28 protein-coding genes are annotated in these 26,705 nt (G+C 36.4%); 13 read left to right on the top strand and 15 right to left on the bottom strand.

Annotated elements, in window-relative coordinates; translation table 11 throughout:
- Nucleotides 1-145: 145 nt before the first annotated feature.
- On the top strand, nt 146-1,522 hold the full coding sequence (locus BAMA_RS19200; RefSeq protein WP_034642447.1) for a S8 family peptidase: 1,377 nt from the start codon (nt 146-148) through the stop codon (nt 1,520-1,522).
- Between the two features lie 219 nt (nt 1,523-1,741).
- A complete protein-coding gene (locus BAMA_RS19195; RefSeq protein WP_034642432.1) occupies nt 1,742-2,338 on the top strand; it encodes a GNAT family N-acetyltransferase in 597 nt (198 codons plus the stop codon).
- 93 nt (nt 2,339-2,431) lie between these two features.
- On the opposite strand, the gene BAMA_RS19190 is transcribed toward BAMA_RS19195, so the two are convergent.
- The gene (locus BAMA_RS19190) at nt 2,432-2,725 is read right to left on the bottom strand and encodes an antibiotic biosynthesis monooxygenase family protein (protein WP_034642430.1); all 294 of its coding nucleotides are present in this window, start codon (nt 2,723-2,725) and stop codon (nt 2,432-2,434) included.
- Between the two features lie 340 nt (nt 2,726-3,065).
- Here BAMA_RS19190 and BAMA_RS19185 point away from each other — a divergent pair, with 340 nt between their 5' ends.
- The 4 genes from BAMA_RS19185 (at nt 3,066) to BAMA_RS25510 (ending at nt 7,658) form a co-directional block, all read left to right on the top strand.
- Complete coding sequence (locus tag BAMA_RS19185; RefSeq protein WP_200874703.1) at nt 3,066-4,481, top strand: bifunctional metallophosphatase/5'-nucleotidase; 1,416 nt, start codon at nt 3,066-3,068, stop codon at nt 4,479-4,481.
- A gap of 51 nt (nt 4,482-4,532) precedes the next feature.
- Nucleotides 4,533-4,835 (top strand): YunC family protein, encoded by a 303-nt coding sequence (locus tag BAMA_RS19180; RefSeq protein WP_034642428.1) that lies wholly within the window; start codon nt 4,533-4,535, stop codon nt 4,833-4,835.
- 55 nt (nt 4,836-4,890) lie between these two features.
- The gene (yunB, locus tag BAMA_RS19175; protein ID WP_034642426.1) at nt 4,891-5,628 is read left to right on the top strand and encodes a sporulation protein YunB; all 738 of its coding nucleotides are present in this window, start codon (nt 4,891-4,893) and stop codon (nt 5,626-5,628) included.
- A 218-nt stretch (nt 5,629-5,846) separates the two neighbouring features.
- On the top strand, nt 5,847-7,658 hold the full coding sequence (locus tag BAMA_RS25510) for a transglutaminase domain-containing protein (protein ID WP_051759033.1): 1,812 nt from the start codon (nt 5,847-5,849) through the stop codon (nt 7,656-7,658).
- 43 nt (nt 7,659-7,701) lie between these two features.
- Here BAMA_RS25510 and BAMA_RS19165 read toward each other — a convergent pair whose 3' ends face one another.
- From BAMA_RS19165 to BAMA_RS19155, 3 genes are all read right to left on the bottom strand, one after another.
- A complete protein-coding gene (locus BAMA_RS19165) occupies nt 7,702-9,675 on the bottom strand; it encodes a methyl-accepting chemotaxis protein (RefSeq protein WP_034642424.1) in 1,974 nt (657 codons plus the stop codon).
- Between the two features lie 175 nt (nt 9,676-9,850).
- Nucleotides 9,851-11,833, bottom strand: coding sequence for a methyl-accepting chemotaxis protein (locus tag BAMA_RS19160; protein WP_034642423.1), 1,983 nt, complete (start codon nt 11,831-11,833; stop codon nt 9,851-9,853).
- A gap of 135 nt (nt 11,834-11,968) precedes the next feature.
- Nucleotides 11,969-12,961 carry a M23 family metallopeptidase gene (locus tag BAMA_RS19155; protein WP_034642421.1) on the bottom strand — a complete coding sequence of 331 codons (993 nt, stop codon included), beginning with the start codon at nt 12,959-12,961 and terminating at the stop codon, nt 11,969-11,971.
- A 187-nt stretch (nt 12,962-13,148) separates the two neighbouring features.
- Between BAMA_RS19155 and lipA the strand changes: the two genes are divergently transcribed.
- Complete coding sequence (gene lipA, locus BAMA_RS19150) at nt 13,149-14,045, top strand: lipoyl synthase (protein WP_034642420.1); 897 nt, start codon at nt 13,149-13,151, stop codon at nt 14,043-14,045.
- Between the two features lie 15 nt (nt 14,046-14,060).
- Here lipA and BAMA_RS19145 read toward each other — a convergent pair whose 3' ends face one another.
- The 4 genes from BAMA_RS19145 to BAMA_RS19130 all read right to left on the bottom strand — a co-directional run bounded on the left by BAMA_RS19145 (nt 14,061) and on the right by BAMA_RS19130 (nt 16,765).
- Nucleotides 14,061-14,537: a YbaK/EbsC family protein gene (locus tag BAMA_RS19145; protein ID WP_034642418.1), complete on the bottom strand. Its 477-nt coding sequence runs from the start codon at nt 14,535-14,537 to the stop codon at nt 14,061-14,063.
- A 168-nt stretch (nt 14,538-14,705) separates the two neighbouring features.
- The gene (locus BAMA_RS19140) at nt 14,706-15,284 is read right to left on the bottom strand and encodes a histidine phosphatase family protein (protein ID WP_051759032.1); all 579 of its coding nucleotides are present in this window, start codon (nt 15,282-15,284) and stop codon (nt 14,706-14,708) included.
- Between the two features lie 72 nt (nt 15,285-15,356).
- Nucleotides 15,357-16,139: a YhfC family intramembrane metalloprotease gene (locus BAMA_RS19135; protein ID WP_034642416.1), complete on the bottom strand. Its 783-nt coding sequence runs from the start codon at nt 16,137-16,139 to the stop codon at nt 15,357-15,359.
- 77 nt (nt 16,140-16,216) lie between these two features.
- Nucleotides 16,217-16,765: a YhcN/YlaJ family sporulation lipoprotein gene (locus tag BAMA_RS19130; protein ID WP_034642415.1), complete on the bottom strand. Its 549-nt coding sequence runs from the start codon at nt 16,763-16,765 to the stop codon at nt 16,217-16,219.
- Between the two features lie 150 nt (nt 16,766-16,915).
- Here BAMA_RS19130 and BAMA_RS19125 point away from each other — a divergent pair, with 150 nt between their 5' ends.
- On the top strand, nt 16,916-17,218 hold the full coding sequence (locus BAMA_RS19125; RefSeq protein WP_034642413.1) for a YutD family protein: 303 nt from the start codon (nt 16,916-16,918) through the stop codon (nt 17,216-17,218).
- Between the two features lie 95 nt (nt 17,219-17,313).
- Here BAMA_RS19125 and BAMA_RS19120 read toward each other — a convergent pair whose 3' ends face one another.
- From BAMA_RS19120 to glpX, 3 genes are all read right to left on the bottom strand, one after another.
- Nucleotides 17,314-17,817, bottom strand: a complete 504-nt coding sequence (locus BAMA_RS19120) for a hypothetical protein (RefSeq protein ID WP_034642412.1) — start codon at nt 17,815-17,817, stop codon at nt 17,314-17,316.
- Between the two features lie 342 nt (nt 17,818-18,159).
- A complete protein-coding gene (locus tag BAMA_RS19115; RefSeq protein ID WP_034642411.1) occupies nt 18,160-18,426 on the bottom strand; it encodes a DUF3055 domain-containing protein in 267 nt (88 codons plus the stop codon).
- Nucleotides 18,427-18,444: 18 nt separating this feature from the next.
- Nucleotides 18,445-19,416 carry a class II fructose-bisphosphatase gene (gene glpX, locus BAMA_RS19110; protein ID WP_034642410.1) on the bottom strand — a complete coding sequence of 324 codons (972 nt, stop codon included), beginning with the start codon at nt 19,414-19,416 and terminating at the stop codon, nt 18,445-18,447.
- A 147-nt stretch (nt 19,417-19,563) separates the two neighbouring features.
- Here glpX and hepT point away from each other — a divergent pair, with 147 nt between their 5' ends.
- The 4 genes from hepT (at nt 19,564) to BAMA_RS19090 (ending at nt 22,230) form a co-directional block, all read left to right on the top strand.
- Nucleotides 19,564-20,004, top strand: a complete 441-nt coding sequence (gene hepT / locus BAMA_RS19105; protein ID WP_034642409.1) for a type VII toxin-antitoxin system HepT family RNase toxin — start codon at nt 19,564-19,566, stop codon at nt 20,002-20,004.
- A 126-nt stretch (nt 20,005-20,130) separates the two neighbouring features.
- Entirely contained in the window at nt 20,131-20,754 is a 624-nt protein-coding gene (locus tag BAMA_RS19100; protein WP_034642408.1) for a helix-turn-helix transcriptional regulator, read from the top strand.
- 91 nt (nt 20,755-20,845) lie between these two features.
- A complete protein-coding gene (locus tag BAMA_RS19095; protein ID WP_034642407.1) occupies nt 20,846-21,610 on the top strand; it encodes a TIGR01457 family HAD-type hydrolase in 765 nt (254 codons plus the stop codon).
- An 89-nt stretch (nt 21,611-21,699) separates the two neighbouring features.
- On the top strand, nt 21,700-22,230 hold the full coding sequence (locus tag BAMA_RS19090) for a hypothetical protein (RefSeq protein ID WP_051759031.1): 531 nt from the start codon (nt 21,700-21,702) through the stop codon (nt 22,228-22,230).
- A gap of 27 nt (nt 22,231-22,257) precedes the next feature.
- On the opposite strand, the gene BAMA_RS19085 is transcribed toward BAMA_RS19090, so the two are convergent.
- The 3 genes from BAMA_RS19085 to BAMA_RS19075 all read right to left on the bottom strand — a co-directional run bounded on the left by BAMA_RS19085 (nt 22,258) and on the right by BAMA_RS19075 (nt 24,786).
- Nucleotides 22,258-22,839, bottom strand: coding sequence for an NAD(P)H-dependent oxidoreductase (locus tag BAMA_RS19085; protein WP_034642406.1), 582 nt, complete (start codon nt 22,837-22,839; stop codon nt 22,258-22,260).
- 235 nt (nt 22,840-23,074) lie between these two features.
- Nucleotides 23,075-23,374, bottom strand: coding sequence for a hypothetical protein (locus tag BAMA_RS19080; RefSeq protein WP_034642405.1), 300 nt, complete (start codon nt 23,372-23,374; stop codon nt 23,075-23,077).
- Between the two features lie 137 nt (nt 23,375-23,511).
- Complete coding sequence (locus BAMA_RS19075; RefSeq protein ID WP_034642403.1) at nt 23,512-24,786, bottom strand: helix-turn-helix domain-containing protein; 1,275 nt, start codon at nt 24,784-24,786, stop codon at nt 23,512-23,514.
- 246 nt (nt 24,787-25,032) lie between these two features.
- Between BAMA_RS19075 and BAMA_RS19070 the strand changes: the two genes are divergently transcribed.
- Nucleotides 25,033-25,500, top strand: coding sequence for a GNAT family N-acetyltransferase (locus BAMA_RS19070; RefSeq protein ID WP_034642400.1), 468 nt, complete (start codon nt 25,033-25,035; stop codon nt 25,498-25,500).
- A gap of 212 nt (nt 25,501-25,712) precedes the next feature.
- Here BAMA_RS19070 and BAMA_RS19065 read toward each other — a convergent pair whose 3' ends face one another.
- Nucleotides 25,713-26,705, bottom strand: a complete 993-nt coding sequence (locus BAMA_RS19065; protein ID WP_034642399.1) for an ABC transporter permease — start codon at nt 26,703-26,705, stop codon at nt 25,713-25,715.

Here is a 26,705-nt window from a genome sequence, read left to right as displayed (position 1 = left end):
TATTGACTAGATTGTTTTTCAACAGTATGAAGCGTCCTGTTTAACAGGACGCTTTTTTATATCTTTATAATTATTTGTTCTTTATATTAGGATTTAATGTTAAAATGAACCAAAAATAAAGAATAAGGTGATCAAATTGAGAAAAATGAAATGTTTCGTGTTATTTCTTTTGGCTTTTGTACAGTGTTATTCATTTCCTTTACATGAAGTTCATGCAGAGGAACAAACAAATTACTATACAATTTTAGTAAAAGATAAACAGAAAATGAATGAAGTTGTAGAGCAAGTCCCTTTACATAACGGGGAGGTTACATACACTGTTGATGAAGTTGGACTCGTTCAAGTAAAAATGACAGAAAGTAGTATGAAGCAGCTAGGCAAGATTTCACTAATCGATTCTTATAATCCTTCAGCACGGGCTGTTTTTCCTGAAGTAACAAGTACAAGTCAGGCTGTTCCTTCTGATAGTTTATTTGAGCATCAATGGGATATGAAGGCAGTTACGAATAATGGAGAAAGTTATAACATCTACTCTGGAAGTAAGAACACAGTCGTTGGTATTATCGATTCTGGTTTAGACATTGAACATCCTGATTTAAAAGATAACATTGTATCAGGATCCAAAAACCTTGTTCCAAAAGGTGGATTCAGAGGAGAAGAACGAAGAGAAAGTGGCAATCCAAACTATTTAATGGATAAGTTAGGTCATGGAACACATGTGGCTGGACAAGTTGCTGCGAATGGTAGAGTGAAAGGTGTTGCACCTGAAGTTGGGATTAAAGCGTATCGTGTATTTGGTGGAAAAACAGCTGATTTTTCTTGGATTATAAAAGCAATTGTGGAAGCTGCAAAAGATGATGTCGACGTCATTAACTTAAGTTTAGGTGGTTATTTAGTAGACGGTGTATCGTTTGCAGGAGATAAGAAGTTAAAAAAGGGTTCTGCTGAAATTAAAGCGTACGAAAAAGCAATACAGTTTGCAAAAGAACAAGGCAGTATTGTTGTTGCAGCAGCTGGTAATGACGGTTTAGATGTGAGAGATCAAACAAAAATGAGAGACTACTTAACAAACGCTTACGCGAAAGATGGTATCTCTTTCTTTGGTGAAGTAAAAGATATTCCGGCAGATTTACAAGACGTTGTGACGGTAGCATCAGTCGGACCGACAAATCAACTGTCCATCTTTTCAAACTATGGGGATAACTTTATCGACATTGTAGCTCATGGTGGGGATTATAGGTTATTCGAACAGTACCGTAATAATCCACAGATGGATCAACGTCTTCTCGTAAATGAAAAAGTGTTAAGCACATGGCCCGATGGTTATTTTTATAGCGCTGGAAACTCTGTTGCTGCGCCAAAAGTATCAGGCGCATTAGCGTTAATTGTGGATAAATATCAATTGAAAGATGAGCCAGAAAAAGCAGTTGAGTTTTTATATACACATGGTGTGGATAAAAAGCATAGTAAGAATTTTTATGGGAATGGGGTTTTGAATGTTTATAAAGTAGTTAGTAATTAAAAGTAGAAGCCACTGAGCATTCTAGCTATCAAAGCTGAATAGATGAAAAGTAGGAGCGTTCTGTTAAACAGGGCGCTTCTATTTTTGTATGTAAATGAACGGGATTATAGAATAAGGAATAATATTTAACATAATGATAGAATGTATTTACATAAAAATTAAAGGTGCATTTTGTGATGGATTTTTAAAAGAATATCTCATTAGAAGGGAGGAATTACAATGATTGAAATTAAACGTGCAAGTGAACTAGGAGAAGATGCAAAGCAAAAAATAAGTGAGGTTTTCGTTGATGCTTTTGGGAAGGATCTAACGTTTTTCTCCAAGGATAGAAAGAAGTTAGCGAAGGCTTTTGAGCATATGTTTATCGATGATGTTTTTTACTGTGCTTTCGTAGATGGTGAAATTGCAGGTATAACTGCTTGTATAACCGGTGAGCGTTCTTCTGTTCGTCTTAATAATAAAGAATTAAGGAAGCATCTCGGATTTTATAAAGGAATACTCGCTTCTATTTTTTTAAAATCGGAATTTGAAAAACCTCCATTTGAGGTAGGGGAAGGGATTGCATCGGTTGAGTTTGTTGCAACAACTTCTAAATACCGCGGTAAAGGTGTTGCAACTGCCCTTATGAACTCTATATTTTCTTTTCCACAATATAGTCAGTACGTAATAGAAGTTGCGGATACAAACACTAATGCAGCTAAGCTATATGAAAAGTTAGGTTATAAAGAGATAAAGCGCATGAAACCAAAACATAGTAAGAAAAGTGGAATTAATTATCTGGTATATATGAAGTATGTGAAATCGAGTGGTAATTAATATATTTTCATGTAAGGGAGAATGACAATGAAAAAATGCCTAGAGCTATGATGCTCTAGGCATTTTTATTTGTTAGGTTGTTTTTCGTACTAATTAAGTTTGTATCATCTCAAAGTGTTCCACAACCGGAAACGGTTCATAAAAATGATGAAGCAGTTCTTTCCACTTTTCATATTCGGGAGACTTTCGAAAACCAATTGTATGATCCTCTAGCGTTTCCCATTTGACTAATAATAAGTATTTTCCACGGACTTCTATGCATTTTTGTAATTCATGATTGATATAGCCTTTCATAGAAGAAATAATCGGTGATGCTTCTTTAAATGCATTCTCATATTCTTGTTCCAATCCTTCTTTGACTTGAAGCATAACAGCTTCTAGAATCATTTGTATTCCTCCTTGTATATAAATATATTCTAAATTTCAACAAAATAAGCTAGAGCCCTGCAAAACAGAAAGAGAAAAGCTCCTACCTTCTACTTTTGTTTTATCCCGCATTAACGTAGCACATGGCAGTCAAAGGACCTGACCGTTATTCTGCACGGCTAGTGGCACTTTTAAATTTAAAAAAGAAATGCTTTCATGTTTTTAACCCCGAATCTTTTCTTTTTCCATGAAATCGCAGTACAATGTAAAATAGCAAGAAAAGGCGAAAAGTATTTACAGGATTCCTACGCGTAAGTAGCGTATGAATGAGTACATGGAGAAATGAGAGGAGGTTTTTTCTCTGCATACGAAAAATGAAGTTACCATTCACCTTTATCATACAAATGATATACATAGTCATTTTGAAAATTGGCCGCAAATTTCTAGATTTGTACGAGAAGAGAAAAAACGTCATCAAGCGGCGGATGAAGCTGTATTCACTTTAGATATTGGCGATCATGTGGATCGTTTTCATAAGATAACAGAAGCGACAAATGGAAAAGGAAACACACTTTTATTAAATGAAGCGTTATATGATTATGTAACAATTGGTAATAATGAAGGGATTACCCTTGCAAAGGAACAGTTAGATGAATTATATAATAAAGCTCAGTTTGAAGTGCTTGTTGCGAACTTGTTTGAGCGTGATGGGGCGCGTCCGAAGTGGGCAAAGCCATATGAATTAAAGACGCTTGAAAATGGTATTACGATTGCATTTATCGGTTTGACTGTTGCTTATCCTGATTTTTATGCACAGCTTGATTGGCAAGTAGAGGATCCGATTGGACCACTTGAGAGCGTATTAGAGGAAATTCGTTCGCAAGCTGATGTTGTCGTGCTTCTTTCTCACCTTGGAAAAAGTGCTGATGAATATATTGCCGAGCATTATGAAATTGATGTGATTTTAGGAGCACATACACACCACTTATTTGAGCGCGGTATGCTTATCAATGATACACTTCTTTGTTGCTGTGAGAAGTGGGGGCATTACGTTGGTCATGTGGAAATTACGGTTGATCTTGATTGTAAGCGTGTTGTACGCAAAGATGCTAGAGCAATCCCAAATGCTGAGCTTGGCACGTATATGAAAGAGAACGCCTTATTAGCAGATTTAGAACGAGAAAGCAGCGTGATAATGGCCGAGCCTGTTGTGCAGTTAAAAGAGCCACTTTCCGTTGATTGGTTTGAAGAAACGCCGTTTTCAAACATGTTAGCAGAGGCATTAAAGGATTGGTGTGACGCGGAAATTGGCATGGTCAACGCAGGTGTATTATTAGATGGACTGCCAGAAGGTGTGGTTACACGAGGTGATATTCATCGCATTTGTCCACATCCTATTAACCCTTGTAAAGTACATATGAAAGGAAAGACGCTTCGTGAAGTTATTTTAAAAGCGCGTAAAGAGAGCATGGAGCAGCTTCAAGTAAAAGGATTAGGCTTCCGCGGGAAAGTGATGGGGAAAATGATTTACGCAGGTGTAGAAGTAATTCCTGACACAATTCCAGGTAATAAAATATTATTGCAAGATGTGCTAATTAATGGAGAATCATTGCAACCAGATCGGATATACACAGTTGCTACGATTGACATGTTTACATTTGGGTATTTATATCCAGAAATTGCGACGCAAAAAGAGAAGCTTTACTATATGCCAGAACTTTTGCGCGATGTGGTAACAGAGATGTTAGCGTCTTTTGCCTCTTCTGTAAAACTGTAGTCACACTCATTTTTCCCCTTTCATAAAGATAAAGGGAGAGGAGTGGGGGCTATGGTCAATATAGAGCCAATTGTCATTGATAACTATACATTCATAGCAGTGAGCGTAAAGCTTCCAAAGACAAATTTACTCGCTGTTATGAGTGATAAAGGATATATTATGTGTGGTGCGCTAGATGTTGGTTTATTAAATGAAAAATTGGCAGATCGAGGCATTATCGCAGGGCGTGCTGTAGGTGTAAGAACGATTGAACAGCTGCTAGAAGCACCGCTTGAGTCTGTAACAATAGAAGCAGAGAATTTAGGTATTCCAGCAGGTACAATTGGAAAAGACGCATTATTAAAAATGATATAAGTATATATTGTCCCTCCTTTTTGCATACACATGAAATATGAAGGAGGGATTTTCTATGCGTTTATTTCGTCTGAAAATGTCACAATTACGAAAGGGTCCACTCCCATTTCGCTACGTGTTGCTACTTTCATTCATCATTTTTATCATTTTGACGGTGCAAGGGATATGGTTTGTAAATAAAAGTATTCAACCAACGTTAATAAAATATGCTGAAGTGCAGTCAAAGAAAGTTGCGACTGCTGTGATGACAAAAGCAGTAAAAGATCGAATAGATGAAGGGTTCGACGTTGATTCTTTAATGAAGGTAAAGACTGATAGAAATGGAAACGTATCTACAATTGATGTGAATACAAAGCAAGTCAATGAGATTTTGACATCAACAACAACATACATAGAGAAGTATTTACATGAAGTAGGGGAAGGAGATACAAAAGCAATTGGTACGTTAGAAAAAGACGGGATAGCAATGTCAGTTCCACTTGGAAGAATTACTGATAATGCGCTACTTGGTAATATGGGGCCGAATATTCCAGTTCAATTTACAACAGTTGGTCATGTTCATACAGATATTAAACAAAAATTTGAAGAACATGGGATTAACAATACAGCAATTCAAGTTGTGATGGAAGTAGAAGTTGCGTTGCAAGTGCTGATTCCCCTTCATGCTGAGGAAGTAAAAGTAAAACAAGAAATACCAATTGCAACGAAAATTGTACAAGGGAAAGTACCGGATTATTATGGAAGTGGTAGTGTAGTGGTCCCGAATAAAAAGGAAAAGGAAGCGGATAAGTGATTGGTCCGCTTTTTATCCCGCATTAACAGCCTGTAAAAGCCCGATTAGTCGGGCTGACAATCAGTGGGGGATGGAGAAAACCCCCACTGATTGAAGTTCCACCTTATTATTTATATTTTTTTATTTTAATATTAAGTATTATTATTGAAAAAATAAGATATATATTTTTAAATAATAGTAGAGATATAAAAAAATAGATAAGGGAGAATGAGATTATAATGAAAAAATATAAAAAATACATATGTGCTGCAATGCTTTCTTCGGTAGTTACTTTTAGTACAATGACTCCGTCTGTATATGCAAATGGAACAGCTCAGCAATATGAGGAACAGCTATTGCAGCAGTTAGAAGGACAACTTAAAGTACATTTGAATAATCGTGAAGAAAAGATTATCCTTTCTCACAACACGAAGCAAGAAGATTTAAAAGCGGTATTAAATGAGGTTAAGGCTACATATAATGCTGTTTTACAGCAAGATGATTATCTTCTTTATACAGTAGGATCTTCAAACTTTTCAATTCGTGGATATTCCGGTAATTACACCCTTACAATTACAGTAAATTATCGAGAATCGAAAGAGCAAGTTGCTTATGTGAAAGAGCAATCAAAACAAATTGTGCAGTCTATTACTCATGTAAATATGGATGAACATGAAAAAGTAAAGGCAATTCATGATTATGTTGTAAAGCTACTTGCATATGATACATCCTTGCAGCGATATACGGCGTATGAAGCGTTGCAACAACGTTCTGCTGTATGCCAAGGGTATGCGTTATTAACGTATCAACTACTAAAAGATGCAGGTTTGAATGTAGAAATTGTAGAAGGAACTGGAAACGGCGGAGCTCATGCGTGGAATCTCGTTCAAATTGATGGGAAATGGTATCACCTAGATACAACGTTTAATGATCCGATTCCTAATAAAGTAAATCGCGTGATATATACGTATTTTAATGTTAGTGATGAGCAACTTGCGAAGGACCATACGTGGGACCGTACAAAGTATCCTGCTGCAACAGCAAATTATGCACAGGAGCTTTCAAGGAAAATCAAAATGAATCATGAGAAGCAAGCTAGTTATCAACAGATTTTAAAAGATGCGAAATTATCATATGTAGAAGTAAGTACAGGGTGGGTAGCATCAGGAGGAAAATGGTATTACTTAAGTAGCTCAGGAGAAATGCAGACAGGCTGGTTATCAGTAGGGAATAAGTGGTATTACTTAAATAGTTCAGGAGAAATGCAAACAGGCTGGTTATCTGTTGGGGGTAAGTGGTATTACTTAAATAACTCAGGAGAAATGCAAACAGGCTGGTTATCTGTTGGGGGTAAGTGGTATTACTTAAATAACTCAGGAGAAATGCAAACAGGCTGGTTATCAGTAGGGAATAAGTGGTATTACTTAAATAGTTCAGGAGAAATGCAAACAGGCTGGTTATCTGTTGGGGGTAAGTGGTATTACTTAAATAACTCAGGAGAAATGCAAACAGGCTGGTTATCAGTAGGGAATAAGTGGTATTACTTAAATAGTTCAGGAGAAATGCAAACAGGCTGGTTATCTGTTGGGGGTAAGTGGTATTACTTAAATAACTCAGGAGAAATGCAAACAGGCTGGTTATCAGTAGGGAATAAGTGGTATTACTTAAATAGTTCAGGAGAAATGCAAACAGGCTGGTTATCTGTTGGGGGTAAGTGGTATTACTTAAATAACTCAGGAGAAATGCAAACAGGCTGGTTATCAGTAGGGAATAAGTGGTATTACTTAAATAGTTCAGGAGAAATGCAAACAGGCTGGTTATCTGTTGGGGGTAAGTGGTATTACTTAAATAACTCAGGAGAAATGCAAACAGGCTGGTTATCTGTTGGGGGTAAGTGGTATTACTTAAATAGTTCAGGAGAAATGCAAACAGGTTGGTTATCAGTAGGAGGTCAGTGGTATTACTTAAATAGTTCAGGAGAAATGCAGACAGGCTGGTTACAAGAGGGAGGTCAGTGGTATTATTTAAATACAGATGGTACGTTGGCATAAGAGAAAGCGAGCAAAAGGTTTCATCCTTTTGCTCGCCTTTTTATTACTTTAGTTTAAATTGTTCAATCATGCTTTGTAGTTCCTCGGCCATGTGTGAGAGTTGTTTTGCCGCTGAACTGATTTCTTGCATAGAATGCATTTGCTCTTCGGATGAAGCTGCGACATTTTGTACGCTTACTGTATTTTCTTCAGCAGCAGCTGCAATTTCATCAATTGCATTTGTTACATCGTTTGCATTTTCTCCCATATGTTTCGTTGTCGTTGTCATTGTTGTAATTTGGGAGACGATTTCGTTTGTTACTTTTAAAATGTCCACGAAGCTCGTTTTTGTTTTTTGGACAACTTCAATTCCATGTTGTACCTCATGTTTGACTTCGCCCATAGATTTTACTGTTTCATGAATATCTGCTGTAATTTCAGTAATTAACTTTGCAATCTCTCCTGAAGATTGTCCTGTTTGTTCAGCTAATTTTCTTACTTCATCGGCAACAATTGCAAATCCGCGTCCATGTTCGCCAGCTCTTGCAGCTTCAATTGCCGCGTTTAGAGCAAGTAGATTTGTTTGCTGTGCAATGCTTTGAATCACTTCTAAAATCGCACCAATTTGTTTTGATTTTTCATCTAGTAGTTTAATGACATCATCTGATTGTGTGACAGATTGATGGATTGACTCCATTTGTGAAACCGTTTGTTCAACGTATGCGCCGCCTTCTTCAGCTTTTTGTCTTGCATATGTAGAAGAAGTAGAAATCGTTTCGGAGCTTTGTGTAACGTGCATAATTGCCTTGTTTACTTCTTGTAATAATGCGACTCCTTCTTCGACACCTTCGCTTTGGGACTGTGCGCCGCTTGCGACTTGATCCATTGCGGTTGTAATTTCTTCTGTTGCATCATTTGCTTGGTTAACACTTGCTGTTAATTCTTCGGATGATGCAGCTAAACGTCCAGAAGATTCATTCATTTGTATAATTATATTTCGAATTGAAGTGGCCATATCATTAAAGCTTTCGGCTAATTGGCCAATTTCATCTTTAGAATGAACTGGAATTTCTTCTGTTAAATCGCCATCGCTAATTTTTTTGGCAGATGTCACAATACGCCCTAATGGCTTTGTAATAGATAGGGTCATAAAGTAGATCAGCGCACTGCCACTCATAACAGCAATGATTACAATCATTAATGTTTTTAAGAAAACAGGTTCTGCAGCTTTTGTTACTTCATCTTCAAACATAACAGCAATTGTTTTCCAACCTGTCTTTTTATTTGTTGTAAATGAAAGCTTTTTCTCATCGCTATTCTCTTTATAAGAAACTGTTCCGTTGTCTTTTTCATAAATAGGTGTAACCCAAGAAGCTTCTATCTTTTTCCCACCTTTAATGGACGGATGACTAACCACTTGTTGGTTTTGATCTAACACGATGGCATAACCTTTCTCGCCGATATGAATCATTTTTGTTAGTTTTGTAATGCTCTCAAGGTTTAAATTTAGTCCAACAACACCTTGACCATCAGGCGTTTGTTTTGCAATTGTCACGACCATATTTTTTGTGGAGCTTGACTCGTAAGGTGCTGTTATAATAAGTTGACCACTTTTTTGAACAGCCTCTTGATACCACGTTCTCTCTGTTGGATCGTACCCATCAGGCATTTGCAAATTTGGTTCTCTTATAAATGTTTTATCGGCACCACCGATATAAATTCCTTCTACTTCCGGGTGAAGGCTGATATACTCTGCTAGTTTCGTTCGTGTAGCTTCAATATTTTCTGTGGCATAACTACTTGCAGAAAAGATATTTGCAAAATAATCAACATCAGTAGCTTTCGCACCTAGTTGCTGATCGATGATACCATTTAACACTGTTGTACTAGCTGACATAGATAGCATCGTTTGTTTTTCGAAGTTCTCTTTAGCCGTTGTATACGACATTCCTCCGATAACAAAACTCGGTACCGTTAAAATAATTAAAAATGAAATAATAAGCTTTTTTGTAATGCTTATTTTTGAAAGAAACTTCATGTAATTCCCCCTTTATATACTCCCATAATAAATTGTATAGAATTTATCGGTTGGAAACAATATCTAATAATATTAATTAAAAGATATTTATATTTTTTAAAAAAATAGTAGGGAATATAAGATGAAAAGAGACGCTTTGAAATGATATTATTTCAAAGCGTCTCGTAGGGAGGAGTTATATTTTAAATTGTTCTATCATATTTTGTAATTCTTCTGCCATTTGGGATAACTGTTGCGCTGATTCACTGATTTCTTCCATAGAATGCATTTGCTCTTCTGAAGAAGCAGCAACGTTCTGCATACTTGCTGTATTTTCTTCAGCAGCAGCTGCAATGTTATCAATAGTGTTGGTGACTTCGTTGGCATGATCTTTCATTTGTTTTGTTGTTGCTACCATATTTGTAACTTGGGAAGCAATGTCATTTGTAACATGTAGAATGTCTGTAAAACTTGTTTTTGTTTTGTTGACGATTTCAATTCCGGATTTCACCTCATGTTTTACGCTCTCCATGGAATAAACAGTTTGTCCGATATCTTTTTTGATTTCTGCGATTAGCTGGTCAATTTCATTAGAAGATTCTCCTGTTTGCTCGGCTAACTTTCGAACTTCATCAGCTACAATTGCAAACCCGCGGCCTTGCTCACCGGCCCTTGCTGCTTCAATTGCGGCATTTAGGGCTAGTAAGTTTGTTTGTCCGGAAATATTTTGAATTACTTCTAAAATTGCTCCGATTCTCTTTGACTTTTCATCAAGTAATCGAATAATATGATCAGATTCCGAGACTGACTGCTGAATCGACTCCATTTGTGTTACAGTTTGATTTACAAACGTTTCTCCTTCTTCTGCTTTTGTCCTTGCGTAGCGGGATGAATTTGAAATTGTTTCAGTACCTTGTGTAACATATTCAATTGCTCCATTTACTTCTTGTAATAAGGAAGCACCTTCTTCGACACCCTTACTTTGTAAGCTTGCTCCACTTGCAACTTGATCCATTGCAACAGTGATTTCTTCTGTTGCATCATTTGCTTGTTTTACACTTGCTGTTAATTCTTCGGATGATGCGGCTAAACGCTCAGCGGAACCATTCATTTTTGAAATCACATTTCGTAAAGAGGAAGCCATTTCATTGAAATTGAGCCCAAGTCGCCCAATTTCATCATTGGAACGAACAGAGATTTCTTCTGTTAAGTCGCCTTCACTAATCTTCTGTGTAGAAGTAACGATATTTTGCAGTGGTCTCGTAATGGATAAAGTAATGAAATAAACAAGAGTACTACCTATTAATACAGCGATAAAAATAACAGCTAACGTCTTATATAAGACGTCCATTGCGGCTTCTGTTAGTTCATCATTATACATGACACCGATAATTTTCCATCCGGTTGTTTTATTTGTAGCATAGGCCAATTTCTTATCGGCACCTTTTTCTATAAAAGAAATAGTGTCTGCATCTTTTTTATATATAGATGAAAGGAATGGATAGTTTGCTTTTTCTCCACCTTTCCAAGAAGGATGACTGATTACTTTTCCGTCTTTATCTAAAATAACGGCGTAACCTTTCTCGCCAATTTTAATAGAGCTCGTTAGTTTGACAATGCTATCTAGTTTTAAGTTTAATCCGATTACACCTTTTCCATCTTTTGTTTGTTTTGCAATGGTGATAACTGTATTTTTAGTAGAAGTGGATTGATAAGGAGGTGTGATAATAACTTCCTTACTATTTTGAATGGCTTGTTTATACCAAGGGCGTTCTGTTGGATTATAATCTTCATCTAGATTAATAGAAGGTTCTCTTACGAATAGGCCACTTTCTGTTCCTATGAAGATGCCCTCTACTTCTGGATGCATGTTCATGTAATGTATAAAGTTTGTTTTAGCAGTTTCGATATTTGCTTCCTGATATGCATCTTCTGTTAAGAGGTTTGAAAAGTATTCCACATCAATTGCTTTTGCTTCAACTGCTGTTGTAATCATATTGTCCAGGACAATGACATTTTCGTCTATATTGATGAGCATTTGTTTGTCGATACTATTTTTAGCAGTTTCGTAAGATATAGTACCGATAATTAGTCCTAGCATGATTAAAATGGAGAGAAAAGAAAAAATAAGTTTCTTTCCAATATTAATTCCTCGAAACCAATTTGCAATTTGTTTCATATATGTATCTCCTTCATTTTTATTTTTTTTTACTTTGTAAATTGTATAGAAATTAAATTATAAAAACAATATATTTTTATTATTAGATTATAAAAATAAAAATATAAGAACAAATAACCACAGCAATCACTGTGGTTATTTGTTCCTATTCAAACGCTCTTTTCGTTCCCATAGTCGTAAATGGTTGTACGGATCAAACGCCCATTCTGTATAGCCGTTATCTTTGTACATACCAAAATGTAGGTGGGGTGGGAATTTTCCGGCTGTGCCAGGTGGTCCATAACCAGTGCTACCAACAAATCCAATGACGGTTCCTGGCTCCACAATTTGACCAAGTTGTATTTCTTTTGAAAACCCACCTAAATGAGCGTAATAATGATAGTTGTTATATAAATCGCGAATACCAATACGCCATCCACCGAGGCGATTCCAGCCTTTCGTTTCAATAATGCCATAACATGTTGAGCGTACAGGTACACCATACCCTGCGAAAATATCTGTTCCTTCATGCATGCGGCGTCCACCGAAGCTTCGTCTATCGCCAAATGTACTGCGATAACTATAATCAGCACGAAGAGGAAGAGGAAAAGCACTTCCTTCTAATTGAAGGCGCCCGTAATGGTTGTAAAGACGAGCATATTCCATAATGAGCTCCACAGTTTTGGCACGTTTATAATGTTCCCAAAGAGCAATCTTCATATGGTCTTCATCTGTACCACCGCTTCCTAATATTGTGGCCGTTGTGTACAGTACATCACGGTCATTATTCATATTGGCAAATCCATCACCGTCGCCGTCTAAGCCAATTCCTCCAAAAAGTGAGATGGTGTACGGACGCACATCATATGGATCGGGATTAATCGGACCAGACCACATTTCGGGCTTAAAGTAAATAGAAATAACCGCATCAGGTTTTTTTGGAATATCGCGGCGAACGGAGCGTACATTTCGTTCATATTGATCGATAGCAGCGAAATAATACCACGGGATGAATGAGGCCGTTTCCATTTCTTTATATAAAATCATTCGCTTGTCATATATCGTTTGTTCTTGCTCAGCAGCATGAACAGTTAATCCTTGCTGAAGACAAAAATAAACGAAAAGCAAAAGGAACAGTTTTCGATACACGAGAATAGCCTCCTTTTTGTTCACTATCTTTAGTGTGGGATATAGAGAGCATTTCATTATCGCTAATTATTGGAAAAAAATATCGAAATCTACATTTGAGCAAAATCCTTTGTTACGATAAAATAGATATGTTACATTGAAAGAAGCGAACATGGTAAACTATTTCATATTGTGCGGAGTTGATAACATGACAAAACAAACAGAATACAAGCGCAAGCCCGAATGGTTGAAAATTAAGTTAAATACAAACGAAAACTATACAGGCTTAAAGAAAATGATGCGTTCCAAACAGTTACACACTGTTTGTGAAGAAGCGAAATGTCCCAACATTCATGAATGCTGGGCTGTAAGAAAAACAGCAACATTTATGATTTTAGGTGCAGTTTGTACGCGTGCATGCCGTTTCTGTGCGGTTAAAACAGGCTTACCAAATGAGCTTGATTTACAAGAGCCAGAACGCGTAGCAGACTCTGTTGTACAAATGGGCTTAAAGCACGTTGTTATAACAGCGGTTGCACGTGATGATTTAAAGGATGGCGGTGCTGCTGTATTTGCTGAAACAGTACGAGCTGTTCGTCGTAAGAACCCGTTCACTTCTATCGAAGTATTACCATCTGATATGGGCGGAGTAGAAGAGAATTTAAAAATGTTAATGGATGCACGTCCTGATATTTTAAACCATAATATCGAGACAGTACGTCGATTATCTAACCGAGTTCGCGCAAGAGCAAAATATGAACGTTCACTAGAGTTTTTACGTCGTGCTAAAGAAATGCAGCCAGATATTCCAACCAAATCGAGCATTATGCTTGGACTTGGAGAAACAACGGAAGATATTATCGAAGCAATGGATGACTTACGTGCAAACAACGTAAACATTTTAACGCTTGGACAGTATTTACAACCATCAAAGAAACATTTACCAGTTATTAAATATTACACGCCAGCAGAGTTTGCAGAGCTAAAAGAAATTGCACTTAGCAAAGGTTTCAGTCACTGTGAAGCTGGCCCACTTGTTCGTTCTTCTTACCATGCAGATGAGCAAGTACAATCAGCAAAACAAAATACGGCAGAAGCAAAATAAAAAAGAGGGCTGTCATCAGCTCTCTTTTTTATATTCAAAAACAGTATTTTCACATGTGGATAAAATCTTTCGAAATTCTTCTGTTGATAATGCGATTGTAAATTGTGGAACACCAGGAGAAATAAGTAATTTTTCGTGCGCATAGACAGTATTATCCACAATAATGGTTACATTACTTGTATAACCAAACGGGGCCACACAGCCAGGTACACATCCTGTTATTTCTCTTAGTTCATCAGGTGAAATAAGAGATAGACGTTTACCAGTTAGTTCTTTTAGATGCTTTGTATCAAGCCGTGTACCTTCTAGTGTAAAAAAGACGTAATATGAATCGTCTTTTGCTTTTAAAAATAAGCTTTTGCTTGGGATACCCTCTATTCCAAGGCGTTCTCGCATAAGAAGATCTGCCTCGTAATCAAGGATTGGTTCATGCTCAAATTTCTCGTATATTGTATTTGATTTATGTAATAGCGAGATGACTTCTTCATACATGATGTAATAATTCCCCTTTCTTATTAACTAGAAGTAATAGACGTTTCATTATTTCACAGTTTTTTTAGCCCGCTATTTGCGGTCTGTAAGACTCCCACTTCAAAACTTAGAGGATTCAGAGAAGTTTAGGTGGGAGATTAACAGCCCGTAAAAGCCCGATTGGTCGGGCTAACAATCAGTGGGGGATGGAGAAAACCCCCACTGATTGAAGTTTCGCTTTATATTCGTTTCATCTTTTGTAATTGTAATTTCATACACATCTGGATTACTCATTTGTTTCCATGTGGAAAAACCGATGTTTTGATCAAACATTTTTAAAATGAGTGTGAGTAAGTTACCGTGTGTAACGATTAATGTAGTATGTTTCTCACTTTGTAACACATGTTGAATAAGGGGTGCTACGCGGTTCATCGCTTCTTGTGATGATTCTCCGCCATGAAATGCTAAGCCAAGATTCGTAAATGTTTTTTCAAGCTTTTGCAGCCAATCATCCATCGGCTCTCTGCTTAAAATACGTTCTGTTAATCGTTCATCAATTATGATGGGAATATTGATTTCTGTAGCAAATGGCGTGATTGATTGCATCGTTCTTTTGAAAGGGCTTGAAATGATACTTTGTATAGATAGTTTCTTTTCTACAAGAAAATGGGCAAGTGAAATGGCTTGCTTTTCCCCAGCAAGTGTTAGTGCTGCGTCTGGTTCTTGCCCAGTGGCAGAGCAGTGACGCACAAGAATAAGCTTTTTCATTGATATCCCTCCGCACTATACTTCGACAAATAGAAAGAGAATCCTGCAAATGAAAAAGCTAAGCCCATTGGCTTAGCTTTCAATTGGTTCTGCTTGTAGTTTTTCTTTCATATTACGGATGACAAAAATAGCAGCGATTGTACACACAAAGATGATTCCCTCAACAGCAAATAAGTTGATGACTTGTTTTTGGTATAGAGCAGCAAAGAAGTCAACGAACATATGGAATAAAACACTATATGCAACATACATGTGATTTTTATATTTTATGCCATATAGCATCAGTAACGTGAATGCAATTTGTAAAATGAGTACCATAACTCTTTCTGCACTTGTTAGTAAAAATAAATACGTTTCAGCATTTACAAGAACGTCCTGGATTTTACCAAGCTCCGGTTGCTTTTCAATAAGAGCAGCCATGCTGCCATTGTTAATACTGAAAGCGAAGACTAAATTTTGTACACCAACTAGTCCACCAATTAAAATCGATTCAATTCCGCCATGTCCAATTCCATAGCCAAGGCCATCTTCATACTTTCTATATGCTTTTAAGACAAGTAAAAAGGCGATAAAACGTCCTGCTCCTTCAAAAATAGCAGCAGAAAGTGAGCCATAAGTCGCATAGAGAAATGGGCTACTATCAAGGATACCTTTAATTGTATCGTTTCCTAGTACAATCATATGAATAGGAGACTGTAAAATTTGTGAAAATCCGATGAAAATCATAACCCCAACAAGGACAACTTTAAAGGAAATATTGTATTTCTTTCGGAGATATACGAGCGCGATAATTGGGACAAGGGTTGTAATAACAAGCTGAATAATCATGCTTGTAATAACTGCATTTGAAACCATCTTTTCCACCACTTTCTAAAATTGATACAATACAATTATGCATGAAAATGGTGGAAAAGTAGAGGGAAGATTACATATTATCTTTTTTTCCCCTCGTAATAAGGATTGTTTTTTATTTCGCGTTTCAACATATCCAAGGATTGTCTATATTCTTTATCATTCATTGTGCCGGACTGTAACCCTTGAATTTGTGAGATTAACTTTTGATCGGTTGATACATATGCTTTATAATAGCGTGGCACAATTGATAACGCAGTTTTGTACACTTGATCAGCTACAAGTGCTTCGTTTGTTGTATCTGCACGGTAGACAATAAAGACTTCATCGTCTGTTACAAGCGTTGCTGCATTTGTAACGTCAGGTAGCTTAACAGTTAAATCTGTAATCATTTCCGCTAACTTCTCGCGGTTAATGGAGCCAACTTGACCAGTAGATACTTCATTTTTTTGTTTAGAAGAGTAGCCAACTTTCGTAAGGCGATCACTCTTTTCTGGATTGCCATATACATCTTTTCGCTCAGAAACAAGAACACGATTTCCTTCTTCTTGCTTTATTTCAGCTTCTTCTTGTACATTACAAGCTGTAAATAATGAGGAAAGAAGAAAAAGAATAAGTAATTTTTTCATTGTGAGAACCTCCTTATGAATAGCATGTACGAATTTCCGTTTTTTTGTATTTGAAATTGTTGGTTGGTTCCCTTTATGATACGATAAAGAAAAACTTCGATAAGAAACAAATTTTCCTCTCTTATATGATGAATGGAAAGGACTTGAAAGATGGAGCAAAAACAAAAGACGGTATCAACTGTATGTATAAATAACGTTCACTATGAAGTAATAGAAGATTACCGCAACGGGTATAGTGAAGAGGCGTTTAAAGAACGTTACGCTGAAATTTTAAATAAATACGATTATATCGTTGGAGATTGGGGCTATGAACAGCTTCGATTGCGTGGCTTCTTTGATGACAGCAACCAACGTGCAACGTATGATACAAAAATTAGTACATTATCTGAGTACTTGTATGAGTACTGTAATTTTGGATGTTCGTATTTTGTATTGAGAAAAGTGAAGAAGTAAGTGATAGAAATAAGCATTGTCTAGAGTGGAGTCTTGCAGTCCGTTAAAGCGAGATGAACGCTAAAAAGCCCTTCAGCTGAAGGGCTTCTCTCTTTTTAAGAAACGAAAATAGATATACAATCGTCCGCACATAATTTTGTACTTGGTTTAACGGTATTCCCATTTAATAAGATAGAACCGTCATTTAGTTTCGAGACGATGGCACTTCGGCTCCAGTCTTCGATATGCATTGCTAATGTTTTATCGAGACGGAATGTTCCGTATATGTCACGGAGCATAATTTCAATTATATCGATGCCCCTCTGCTGATGAGTGGTAATGGAAACAGTATTATCTATTTCAGTTTGTTCTTCACTTCGCTCACCAAAGAGACGAACGTGATCGGTATATGCCTTATATATTTCTAATTTTTTGTTCCATGTGTGTCCATTTGGACATTTGTAGATGGCAAAGCGATAAATGTTTTTTCCGTTTGCGTTATGCCGGCGAATATTTGAGTCTGTAAAAGCAGTAATCTGTCCACAATTTTTACAATGTTTTTGAATGACGTTCTCCGCATTTGTTTCGTATAAATTCCAAGAAAGCTGTACTTTCTGCATGTTCCTTCACCTCGTATTTTATAAAGGAACGTAAGCATCTATTCGGAATCTTGTAATAGGAGCACAAAAAAAGAGGTCCCCGCTAAGGAACCTCCGTAAACATCATATTACAGATGTGCTACGTTCCTGTGTAATGGGAAATGGGCAGACTACTCCCTTGAAAAAGCTTGGTGCTTTTTTGAGAGCAATACTATCCAATTGCTGGTCCATTACGCAGTAAATGTTGGCATACGCAGCTTTGCATCCTTTCTTCCGAATAGATTTGCTTTTAGTATATCATAAAGAATTGAATTTTTAAAAAACAAAAAGCATCACCAGCTCAAAATAGGCTGGTGATGCTTTTTAAATCACTTCAAACAAAAATGAACGTAGCTCTTCAGCAACTTCTTCGGTAACAGAAAAAGCATGCTCTAAGTAACCTGGTTCATTTAAGTCATCGTGACCAATAATTGCAAATTTATTGCGCTGAATGTCTAATACGATAACTTTTCCGTAGTGACGGTCTGAATAGAGGAGAGCTAAATCGTAACGCTCGTGTTCCCCCATAAAGCTAACGAATCGTGTTTTCGTTTCTACCGTATCATCGTATAGGAAAAAACGTTCTTCCATAAACTCTTCTCCTTTAAATTAAATCTCTAAGTCTAAGTGAGGTTTATGATCTAGGTGGTGATGTGTTTTAATAAAACGCACTGTTCTTGTTTTATAGCGCATAACAATTGAATATGTTTCCGCTAGGTCTCCGCCAAGGAATTTTACACCATCTAATAACTCGCCAGAAGATACACCTGTTGCAGAGAAGATTGCATCATCTCCAGATACTAGGTCGTTTAATGTAAGAAGCTGGCGTGGGTCTTCTAAGCCCATCTTACGGCAGCGTTCTTCTTCCTCCGCATCCATCGGAACTAAGCGTGCTTGCATTTCTCCGCCAAGGCATTTTAATGCAGCTGCGGAAATAACACCTTCTGGAGCTCCACCAGTACCAACGAATAAATCGATACCTGTTCCAGGAAGAGCAGTTGCGATAGACGCACCTACGTCACCGTCACCAAATAATTTTACGCGCGCACCTTTTGCACGTACACGTTCAATAATTTCTTCGTGGCGATCACGCTCTTGTACGATAACTGTTAAGTCGCGAATTCGTTTATTATTTGCTTCTGCTACAATTTCAATCGTCTTTTCGATTGGATCATCTAAGCTAATTTTACCAGCAGCTTTTGGACCAACTGCGATTTTCTCCATGTACATATCAGGTGCATGAAGTAAATTGCCTTTATCAGCAATTGCGATAACAGCCATTGCATTTGCAAGACCTTTTGCAACGATGTTTGTTCCTTCTAACGGGTCAACAGCGATATCCACTTCTGGACCGTAACCAGTTCCAAGCTGTTCGCCGATATATAACATAGGCGCTTCATCAAGCTCTCCCTCACCAATCACAACAGTACCTTTCATGTTGACAGAGTCAAACATTGTGCGCATAGCTGTAGTTGCTGCGTCATCTGCTTCATTTTTCTTGCCGCGGCCCATCCATTGAGCTGATGCAAGAGCGGCTGCTTCTGTTACACGGACAATTTCTAATGCGAGTTCACGTTCCAAAGTGTCATTCCCCCAGTTTCAAAAATCATACAATTATAACTATAACAAAGAAAGGTGAAAAGGTGAATTCGAAAAATTGTCGATTTTTTCAGAAGAAAGGAGTACAATGGTTATGAAAATGCTTTAATTTCCAGGTAGGTGACATCCATGTATTTTGTAGATCGTAAAAAAATTGAGAAGATGCTCGAATGTTTAGAGGAAGCTGTTCATACATTCCAAGCGAATGAAACATATACGAATTCGCTTGAGCGTTATGCGTTAGAACGTATGGCTCAAACGATGATTGATTGCGTATTAGATGTTGGAAATGCGATGATTGACGGTTTTATTATGCGTGACCCAGGAAGTTATGAAGATATTATTGATATTTTAATCGATGAGAAAGTAGTAAGTGAAGAAGCAGGGGAAGAATTAAAGAAGGTTATTTTTCTGCGTAAAATGCTTGTTCAAAACTATATTGAGATGGACCACGAAGTTGTGTACAACACAGTGAAAGAACAAATGGCAGCCTTAGTTAATTATCCGGTGAATGTTCGTCGATATTTAGAGCAAGAGTTAGGACCTGTATCAGCATTTGTTCCACAATAAGTTAACAAAGTGAAACTTTAATCAGTGGAGCTCTGTCTCCACTGATTATGAGTTGAATATGGCATAAAGTCCTCGTTTTTTAGTGGGGGCTTTATTATTTAGTTAGGAAGGGGAGATGAATGAGAAATGGGGGAAGCACGTACAACGAAAGAGGAAATCATACATATTTTTAAAACAAAAGGTGAACAAACAATTGCAATGTTAGCGGAGGAATTACAAATTACAGAAATGGCGGTTCGTCGTCATGTGAGTAAGTTGGAAAAAGAAGAGCTTATCGCTTCTAAAATGGTTCGACAACAAGTTGGACGACCGACGTATGTATATATGTTGAGTGAAAAAGGTGAAGATTCTTTTCCGAAAGATTATAAAAAGTTTGCACTTGATATGCTTGAAGACTTACAGCAATTTGATGTTGTAAATACAATGCTAAAGGCACGAACAGAAAGAATAGAAAAGCAACTAAAAAGAAGAATGGACAGGCAAGAGAGCTTTGTTCATAAGTTGCAAGAGGTCGCTCTGCTTCAAGAGAAAAATGGTTATATGGTTGAAATTGAAAGTGATGGAGAAAAGTCATTTATTTTACATAAACAAAATTGTCCACTTATAGACGTTGCGAAACAATTTCCACAGCTTTGTGAAGAAGAGAAACAAATGTATAAACGTCTTTTTGTCGATGCAAATGTGAAGGTATTATCAAATATGTGCGCTGGCGATTGTAATTGTTCTTACAAAATTGAAGAGAAAAAATGAACATTGTGAAACGCTTTTCTTGAGGGCGTTTTTTTCTTTTGGAAAAGAGGTTAAGATATAAAGAGAGCATAAGCAAAAAGGAGTGTCATCTATGTATAAAGGTTATTTAATTGATCTAGACGGTACAATGTATCGCGGTGAGGAACAAATTGAAGAAGCAAGTGGTTTTGTAAAAGCATTACAAGAGAGAGGTTTACCATACTTATTCGTAACAAATAATTCGACACGTAAGCCAGAGCAAGTTGCAGAGAAATTAAAACGTTTTGATATTCCAGCAGAGCCAGAGCAAGTATTTACAACGAGCATGGCAACAGCGAATTTTATATATGAACGAAAGCAAGATGCAACTGTGTATATGATTGGTGAAGAAGGTTTACGTGATGCTCTTGTAGACAAGGGTTTCACACTTGTGGATGAAAATCCTGACTTTGTTGTTGTAGGACTAGATCGTGAGATTACATATGAAAAGTTAGCAAAAGCATGCTTAGCGGTTCGCAGCGGAGCAACATTCATTTCAACAAATGGAGATATTGCAATTCCGACAGAACGTGGATTATTACCAGGTAACGGTTCCATTACTTCTGTTATCGCGGTATCCACAACAGTAAATCCGATTTTTATCGGAAAGCCAGAATCCATTATTATGGAACAAGCATTGAAAGTTTTAGGTACAAAGAAAGAAGAAACGTTAATGGTTGGGGATAACTACGATACTGACATTTTAGCAGGAATGAACGCTGGAATGGAAACACTTCTTGTCCACACAGGAGTAACAACTGTGGAAAAATTGACAGAATACGAAGTGCATCCAACACATGTTGTGCATAACTTAACGGAATGGATTCCGAAAATGTAATAAAATGCAGGCAGTCTGTGGATTGCCTGTTTTTTTCTGTGGATAAACATTGTATTATGTTGATAAAGCAATTTAAAAGGAGTGTAAATGTGGATATCATTAATATGTTGTTTTGTTTGTTTGGATTGTTTGCAGTTTCATCTACCTTATGGAAAATGTATAAAACATCACGTTTGAAAAAGAGTGTAGGACAGTTGGTGGCTACGTATTCTCGAAAGAAAAGTCGCTTATGGACATTAATTGGAATACCTATCTTTTCTGGGTTGATGGCATATAAGTGGGTCCAATACCATAACGGTGAGATTGCTACTTTACAATCCTTTTTATTAGAAGTTGTTTGGTATAGCTTACTATTGCTCATTGTATTTTTAACGACATGGAATAATATGAAACCTGTTGAAGTATATGAAACGGGGATTGTTGATGGCATGCATTATTATCCGTACGATGAATTAAAAGGATATAAAACATCAACGATAGAGTATGAAAAAGAAAATATTTACTTAGATCGTGGGTTTGAAAAAAATAATTATATTGTTAAGTTATCGATTCAAAAAGAGCATCAGCGACGTGCTGAAGAAGTTCTCTCACGTTATATTCCAAAATTAATTGCAAAGTAAAAAACCACCTCATCCGGTGGTTTTTTACTATAGTAATCGATTTACAACTTCTTTTACTTCTTCAAGATATTCCTTACGTACTTCATCACTAACAGCCGGAACGCTCGTATAGAAAGTATGCTCAAGTACCTCGATACCAGTGAAGTCAAAAATACCTGCATCTGTTGTGTTCTTCATCGCAGTAAACATACCATTCGCTTCATAATTTTCCTGTGAATTTCCCATTGTGGATAACAATAATCCTTTTTTGCCACTTAATAATTTTTCAATGCCGTTTTCACCGTATGCGTAAGCGAAGCCGTGGCTAAAGACGCGGTCTACATATCCCTTTAAAATAGCTGGGAGTCCGGCCCACCATACTGGGTAAATGAATGTAATGGCATCAGCCCACTTAATATGCTCTTGCTCCTCGGCAATATCAGCTGGTGTATTTCCTTCAGAAAATGAAATGAAATCAGAAGCTGCCAGCACAGGATTAAAGTTTAATTCGTACAAATCACGGACGCGTACTTCATGTCCTTTCTCTTCTAATTGTCCTTTTACTGTCTCTAAAATCGCATGATTAAAGCTTTTTGGATTTGGATGTGCATATACAATCACATGTTTCATGTGAAACCCTCCTTTGTGGATATGTCGTCATTAGTATGTGTTTCTTTTTTATGATAGAGTCAAGAAATATGCATTTTTGTTTATAAAAGATACAAAGAAGATAATTGTTTTATATAAAAATATTATAACTATCAAATAGACAAGGAAGATGCATATAACATCAGCTTTGCATATATAGTATGCGAAGCTGATGTTATATATAGTGGGAAAGGATATAAGATATGTATTTGAAGTATTAAACTTGAGTTAGTTTGATAAGGACATAAGGTGTTGGTTGTTGTTCGTTTGCTAGATGATTAGCGGGAGCATAAGGTGTTGGTTGTTGTTCGTTTGCTAGATAATTAGCGGGAGCATAAGGTGTTGGTTGTTGTTCGTTTGTTAGATAATTAGCGGGAGCATAAGGTGTTGGTTGTTGTTCGTTTGTTAGGTGCTTTACATCATGCTTCTGTGTAGCATTTAAATCTAGAAGATTGTATAAACCTGTGCATAACACTCCTATGGATAAAGTAGTGATAAGGAATTTCTTTTTAAACATTTTAACTACTCCTTTTTTTATCTTATTTAATTTAAATATAAATGAAAGGAGTAGTTAAAAAGAACAAGTAAAAAATAGGTAAAATTTTATAAAAAATTTCACCCAAAAAGTGCATAGATTTTACAAAGAAATGTTTCTTATTTTAAATCTAAATGACAATCTAGAGCCGTTTTGAAATATTTTGCAGCTAATTTGTAGGCTCGAATATCGTAGTAGTATTCACCTAGCTCAGTAGCTAGCTTTTTTGTGAGTACATATTGTTTTTTATCGATTCCTAATTGAATCGTACTTTGCATTTTTTTTTCATAATTATAATAATCACCACGAATTTTGTATATATGAGATTTATACATATAGATTTCAGTTTGAATAGAAGGAAGATTGTTATTTTCTACAATTTTTAGTGCACTGGACATAGATTTATCCACTTGTTCCCAGTCTTTTAATTGTAAGTAAATATCAATGAGACTACGTAAAGAATATATATTTTCTTTAGATTGATTTAATGAATCATTCAGTTGCATTGTATTTGTGAAATGTTGGATAGCCTTTTCATATTCTTTTAGACCTTGATAGACTCTTCCATAATTATATTCAATCATTGTTAATAGATGGGCCGAGTTAAGAGATTGAGCATATACTTCTGCTTTTTTTAAATATTGTAATGATTTATCATATTTACCATCTAAGTGATATTGGACGCCTATCGTTATGAGGGTATCTGTAATTTTTTCAGGGATATTTAGAAATTCGAAAATTTCTAGCGCTTTTTTAGAATATTTACGGCTAATATCTTGGTTAGTAATCAGGCGTTGTTTCACTAAACTCATATTGAAGCAGATTTCAGCATACTGTAATGTGTTTTCTGGACTTAACAGTTTATCAGCTTGCACATAATATTCGTTTGCTTTTAAGAAATCTTGTACATAATAAAAATAATTACCACAGGCTATGTAGTAATATAAGAACTCTTCAGTGTATTGCTCATTTATTCTATTGGGAATTAAGTTGTGAGAATGATTATAGATTGTTTCGGCTTTTTTAATAGAATCAAATCTGATGTAATAGTGAAGTAACACTCCAAAAATATTTAAAAGTATGAGAGTTCCATGCATCTCACGGGAATGCAATTCTAATAGAGAAATTTCATGATCTGTTAATGTATTTGTTTCCTTATATTTTTGTGCGATCATCTCAATTGTCTCTTCTATGCCATCCACATTTGCATCTGCTAGATGTTTAACATCTACATTTAACTTTGTTGCAACTTTTTCCAAAAAAGATTGAGAAGGTTTTATTTTTCCGTTCTCGATGCGACTTAAATATGTAATGGAGCATATTCCTTCTACTAGCTCTCCTTGTGTCATTTCACGGTGTATACGAATTTGACGTATTTTTTCACCTAGTTTCAAAATATCACTTCCTTTTTTATAAATCACTGAGAATAAGGTAAAATGTGGATATATTTATATAATACTGAAGAAATGTATTAATATAAATACCTTGTTTTGAATTTTTTATTAATTTGGTCAATTGGTTTTGGATTTATCTTGCATTAAGTCGATGTAAAAGCTTGATTAGCCGCGCTAATAATTAATAGGGATGGAAGTCTTCACTGATAAAGTTTCACTTTATTTGAAAAAAGGAGAGAGCTAACTATGTATATAATACAAATCAAGAGAGAAGAAGCAAACGAAATTGCATCATGGCAATACGAAGAACCATACGAATTGTATAGCTTTTCTTACAGTAAAGAAACGATAGAAGGACTATTAGGCGGTACATATTACAGCTACCGAAATGAGGAAGGGGAATTAATCGGCTATTTTTGCTTTGGTGAAGAGGCGCAAGTACCGGGAGGGCGTGACGCGAATTTATATGGTGGTGAAGGAGTTATTGATATTGGCCTTGGGATGAAGCCGCAGTTAACAGGAAAAGGCTTAGGGGAGCAATTTTTACATACTGGAATTGATTTTGCAGAAAGGAAGTTTCAGCCGAAACAGCTTCGTTTAAGTGTAGCGTCGTTTAATAAGCGAGCAATACGGTTATATGAAAATGCTGGATTTATAGTGAAAACGTTTTTTATGAGCCGCGGAAAGGAGTTTTTGTTAATGATAAGGGAATGAAAAAAGCTGTATCCAATGTTGGTACAGCTTTTTATTTATAAAAGATAAATGAATATGCTGTTATCGGCTGTTCTTTATCCCGCTATTTGTGGGCTTTGAGACTCCCACCTCAAAACTTAAGAAAAAGCGAAGAAGTTTAGGTGGGAAATTAACAGCCCGTAAAAGCCCGATTGGTCAGGCTAACACTCAGTGGGGGATAGTGAAGTCTCACTTTATCCTTCTTTATGAAATGTAAAAGAATTCGCAGTAATTGTTACTTGCTGCTCTTTAGATTGTTCTTCTTCAGTTTCTCTTATTTTATATTGTTGTTCCATTGCGAATTTCAGACGCCGAACAATTGTATTTCCAGCAATAATAGTAAGAATAAAGCAACCAATCGGTACAAGTGGAATCCATGGATTTGCTGATAACGAACGGAAATACAGCCCGATTAAGCCAGACCATTCACTGCTGACAGATTCAATCTCACCGCCAGAGAAAACAATAGTTCCACCGAAGAAAAGTCCTAATATACCTAAGTGTAAGAAAAGAATTAAAGCTTGTACAAATTGCTGCATGAATACAATGAGAAAAAGCGGACGTAAGTTAGGGAATAGGTGCCTTTTTACAAGGTGCCATTTGCTCCCTCCAAGTGTACGAGCAGCGTTCATAAACTCCTCTGACAGTAGTTTCCTTGTTTCATTGGAAAAATAGATTGAAAGTGTTGGTAATGCTAATACGATGAGAACCATCATTTGAAAGGAAACACGTTGATAAAAGGGAGGAGGTATTTCCCAACTTTCAAATGTAAGTACAGTTTCTAGTATAAAAAAAGCAATCAGTGTCATTGGAATGACGCTAAAGCTATCAAATGCTGCTTCAAACGTCCGAAAGGTTCGTTTCACATAAAAGGCAATAAATATGCCAAACCCAATCCCAAAAACAGTACGAATGAAGGCAATTAGAAAGGCTGCACCAATGCTCCACTTCGCACCTTCTATCACGCGATGTAATAAATCATATCCTTTTCTATCAGTTCCTAAAGGAAATTCTAAAGAAGGGGGAAAAGGTGCAACTTCTACATTCCCTTCTTTATCAAATTGCATAGACACTTGGCGTACTTTACCATCTAGAAATATTGTATTTCCAATGCTCGCAAGTACGAAGAGAAGGAGAAAAGTGACGCTAATAAGGAAACTTTTATCTTTTTTTAATACATGCCACAT

Origin of the sequence: Bacillus manliponensis, assembly GCF_000712595.1 — a bacterium.
In the GTDB taxonomy this organism is placed as follows: domain Bacteria; phylum Bacillota; class Bacilli; order Bacillales; family Bacillaceae_G; genus Bacillus_A; species Bacillus_A manliponensis.
This window is presented reverse-complemented; position numbering and strand designations above follow the sequence as displayed.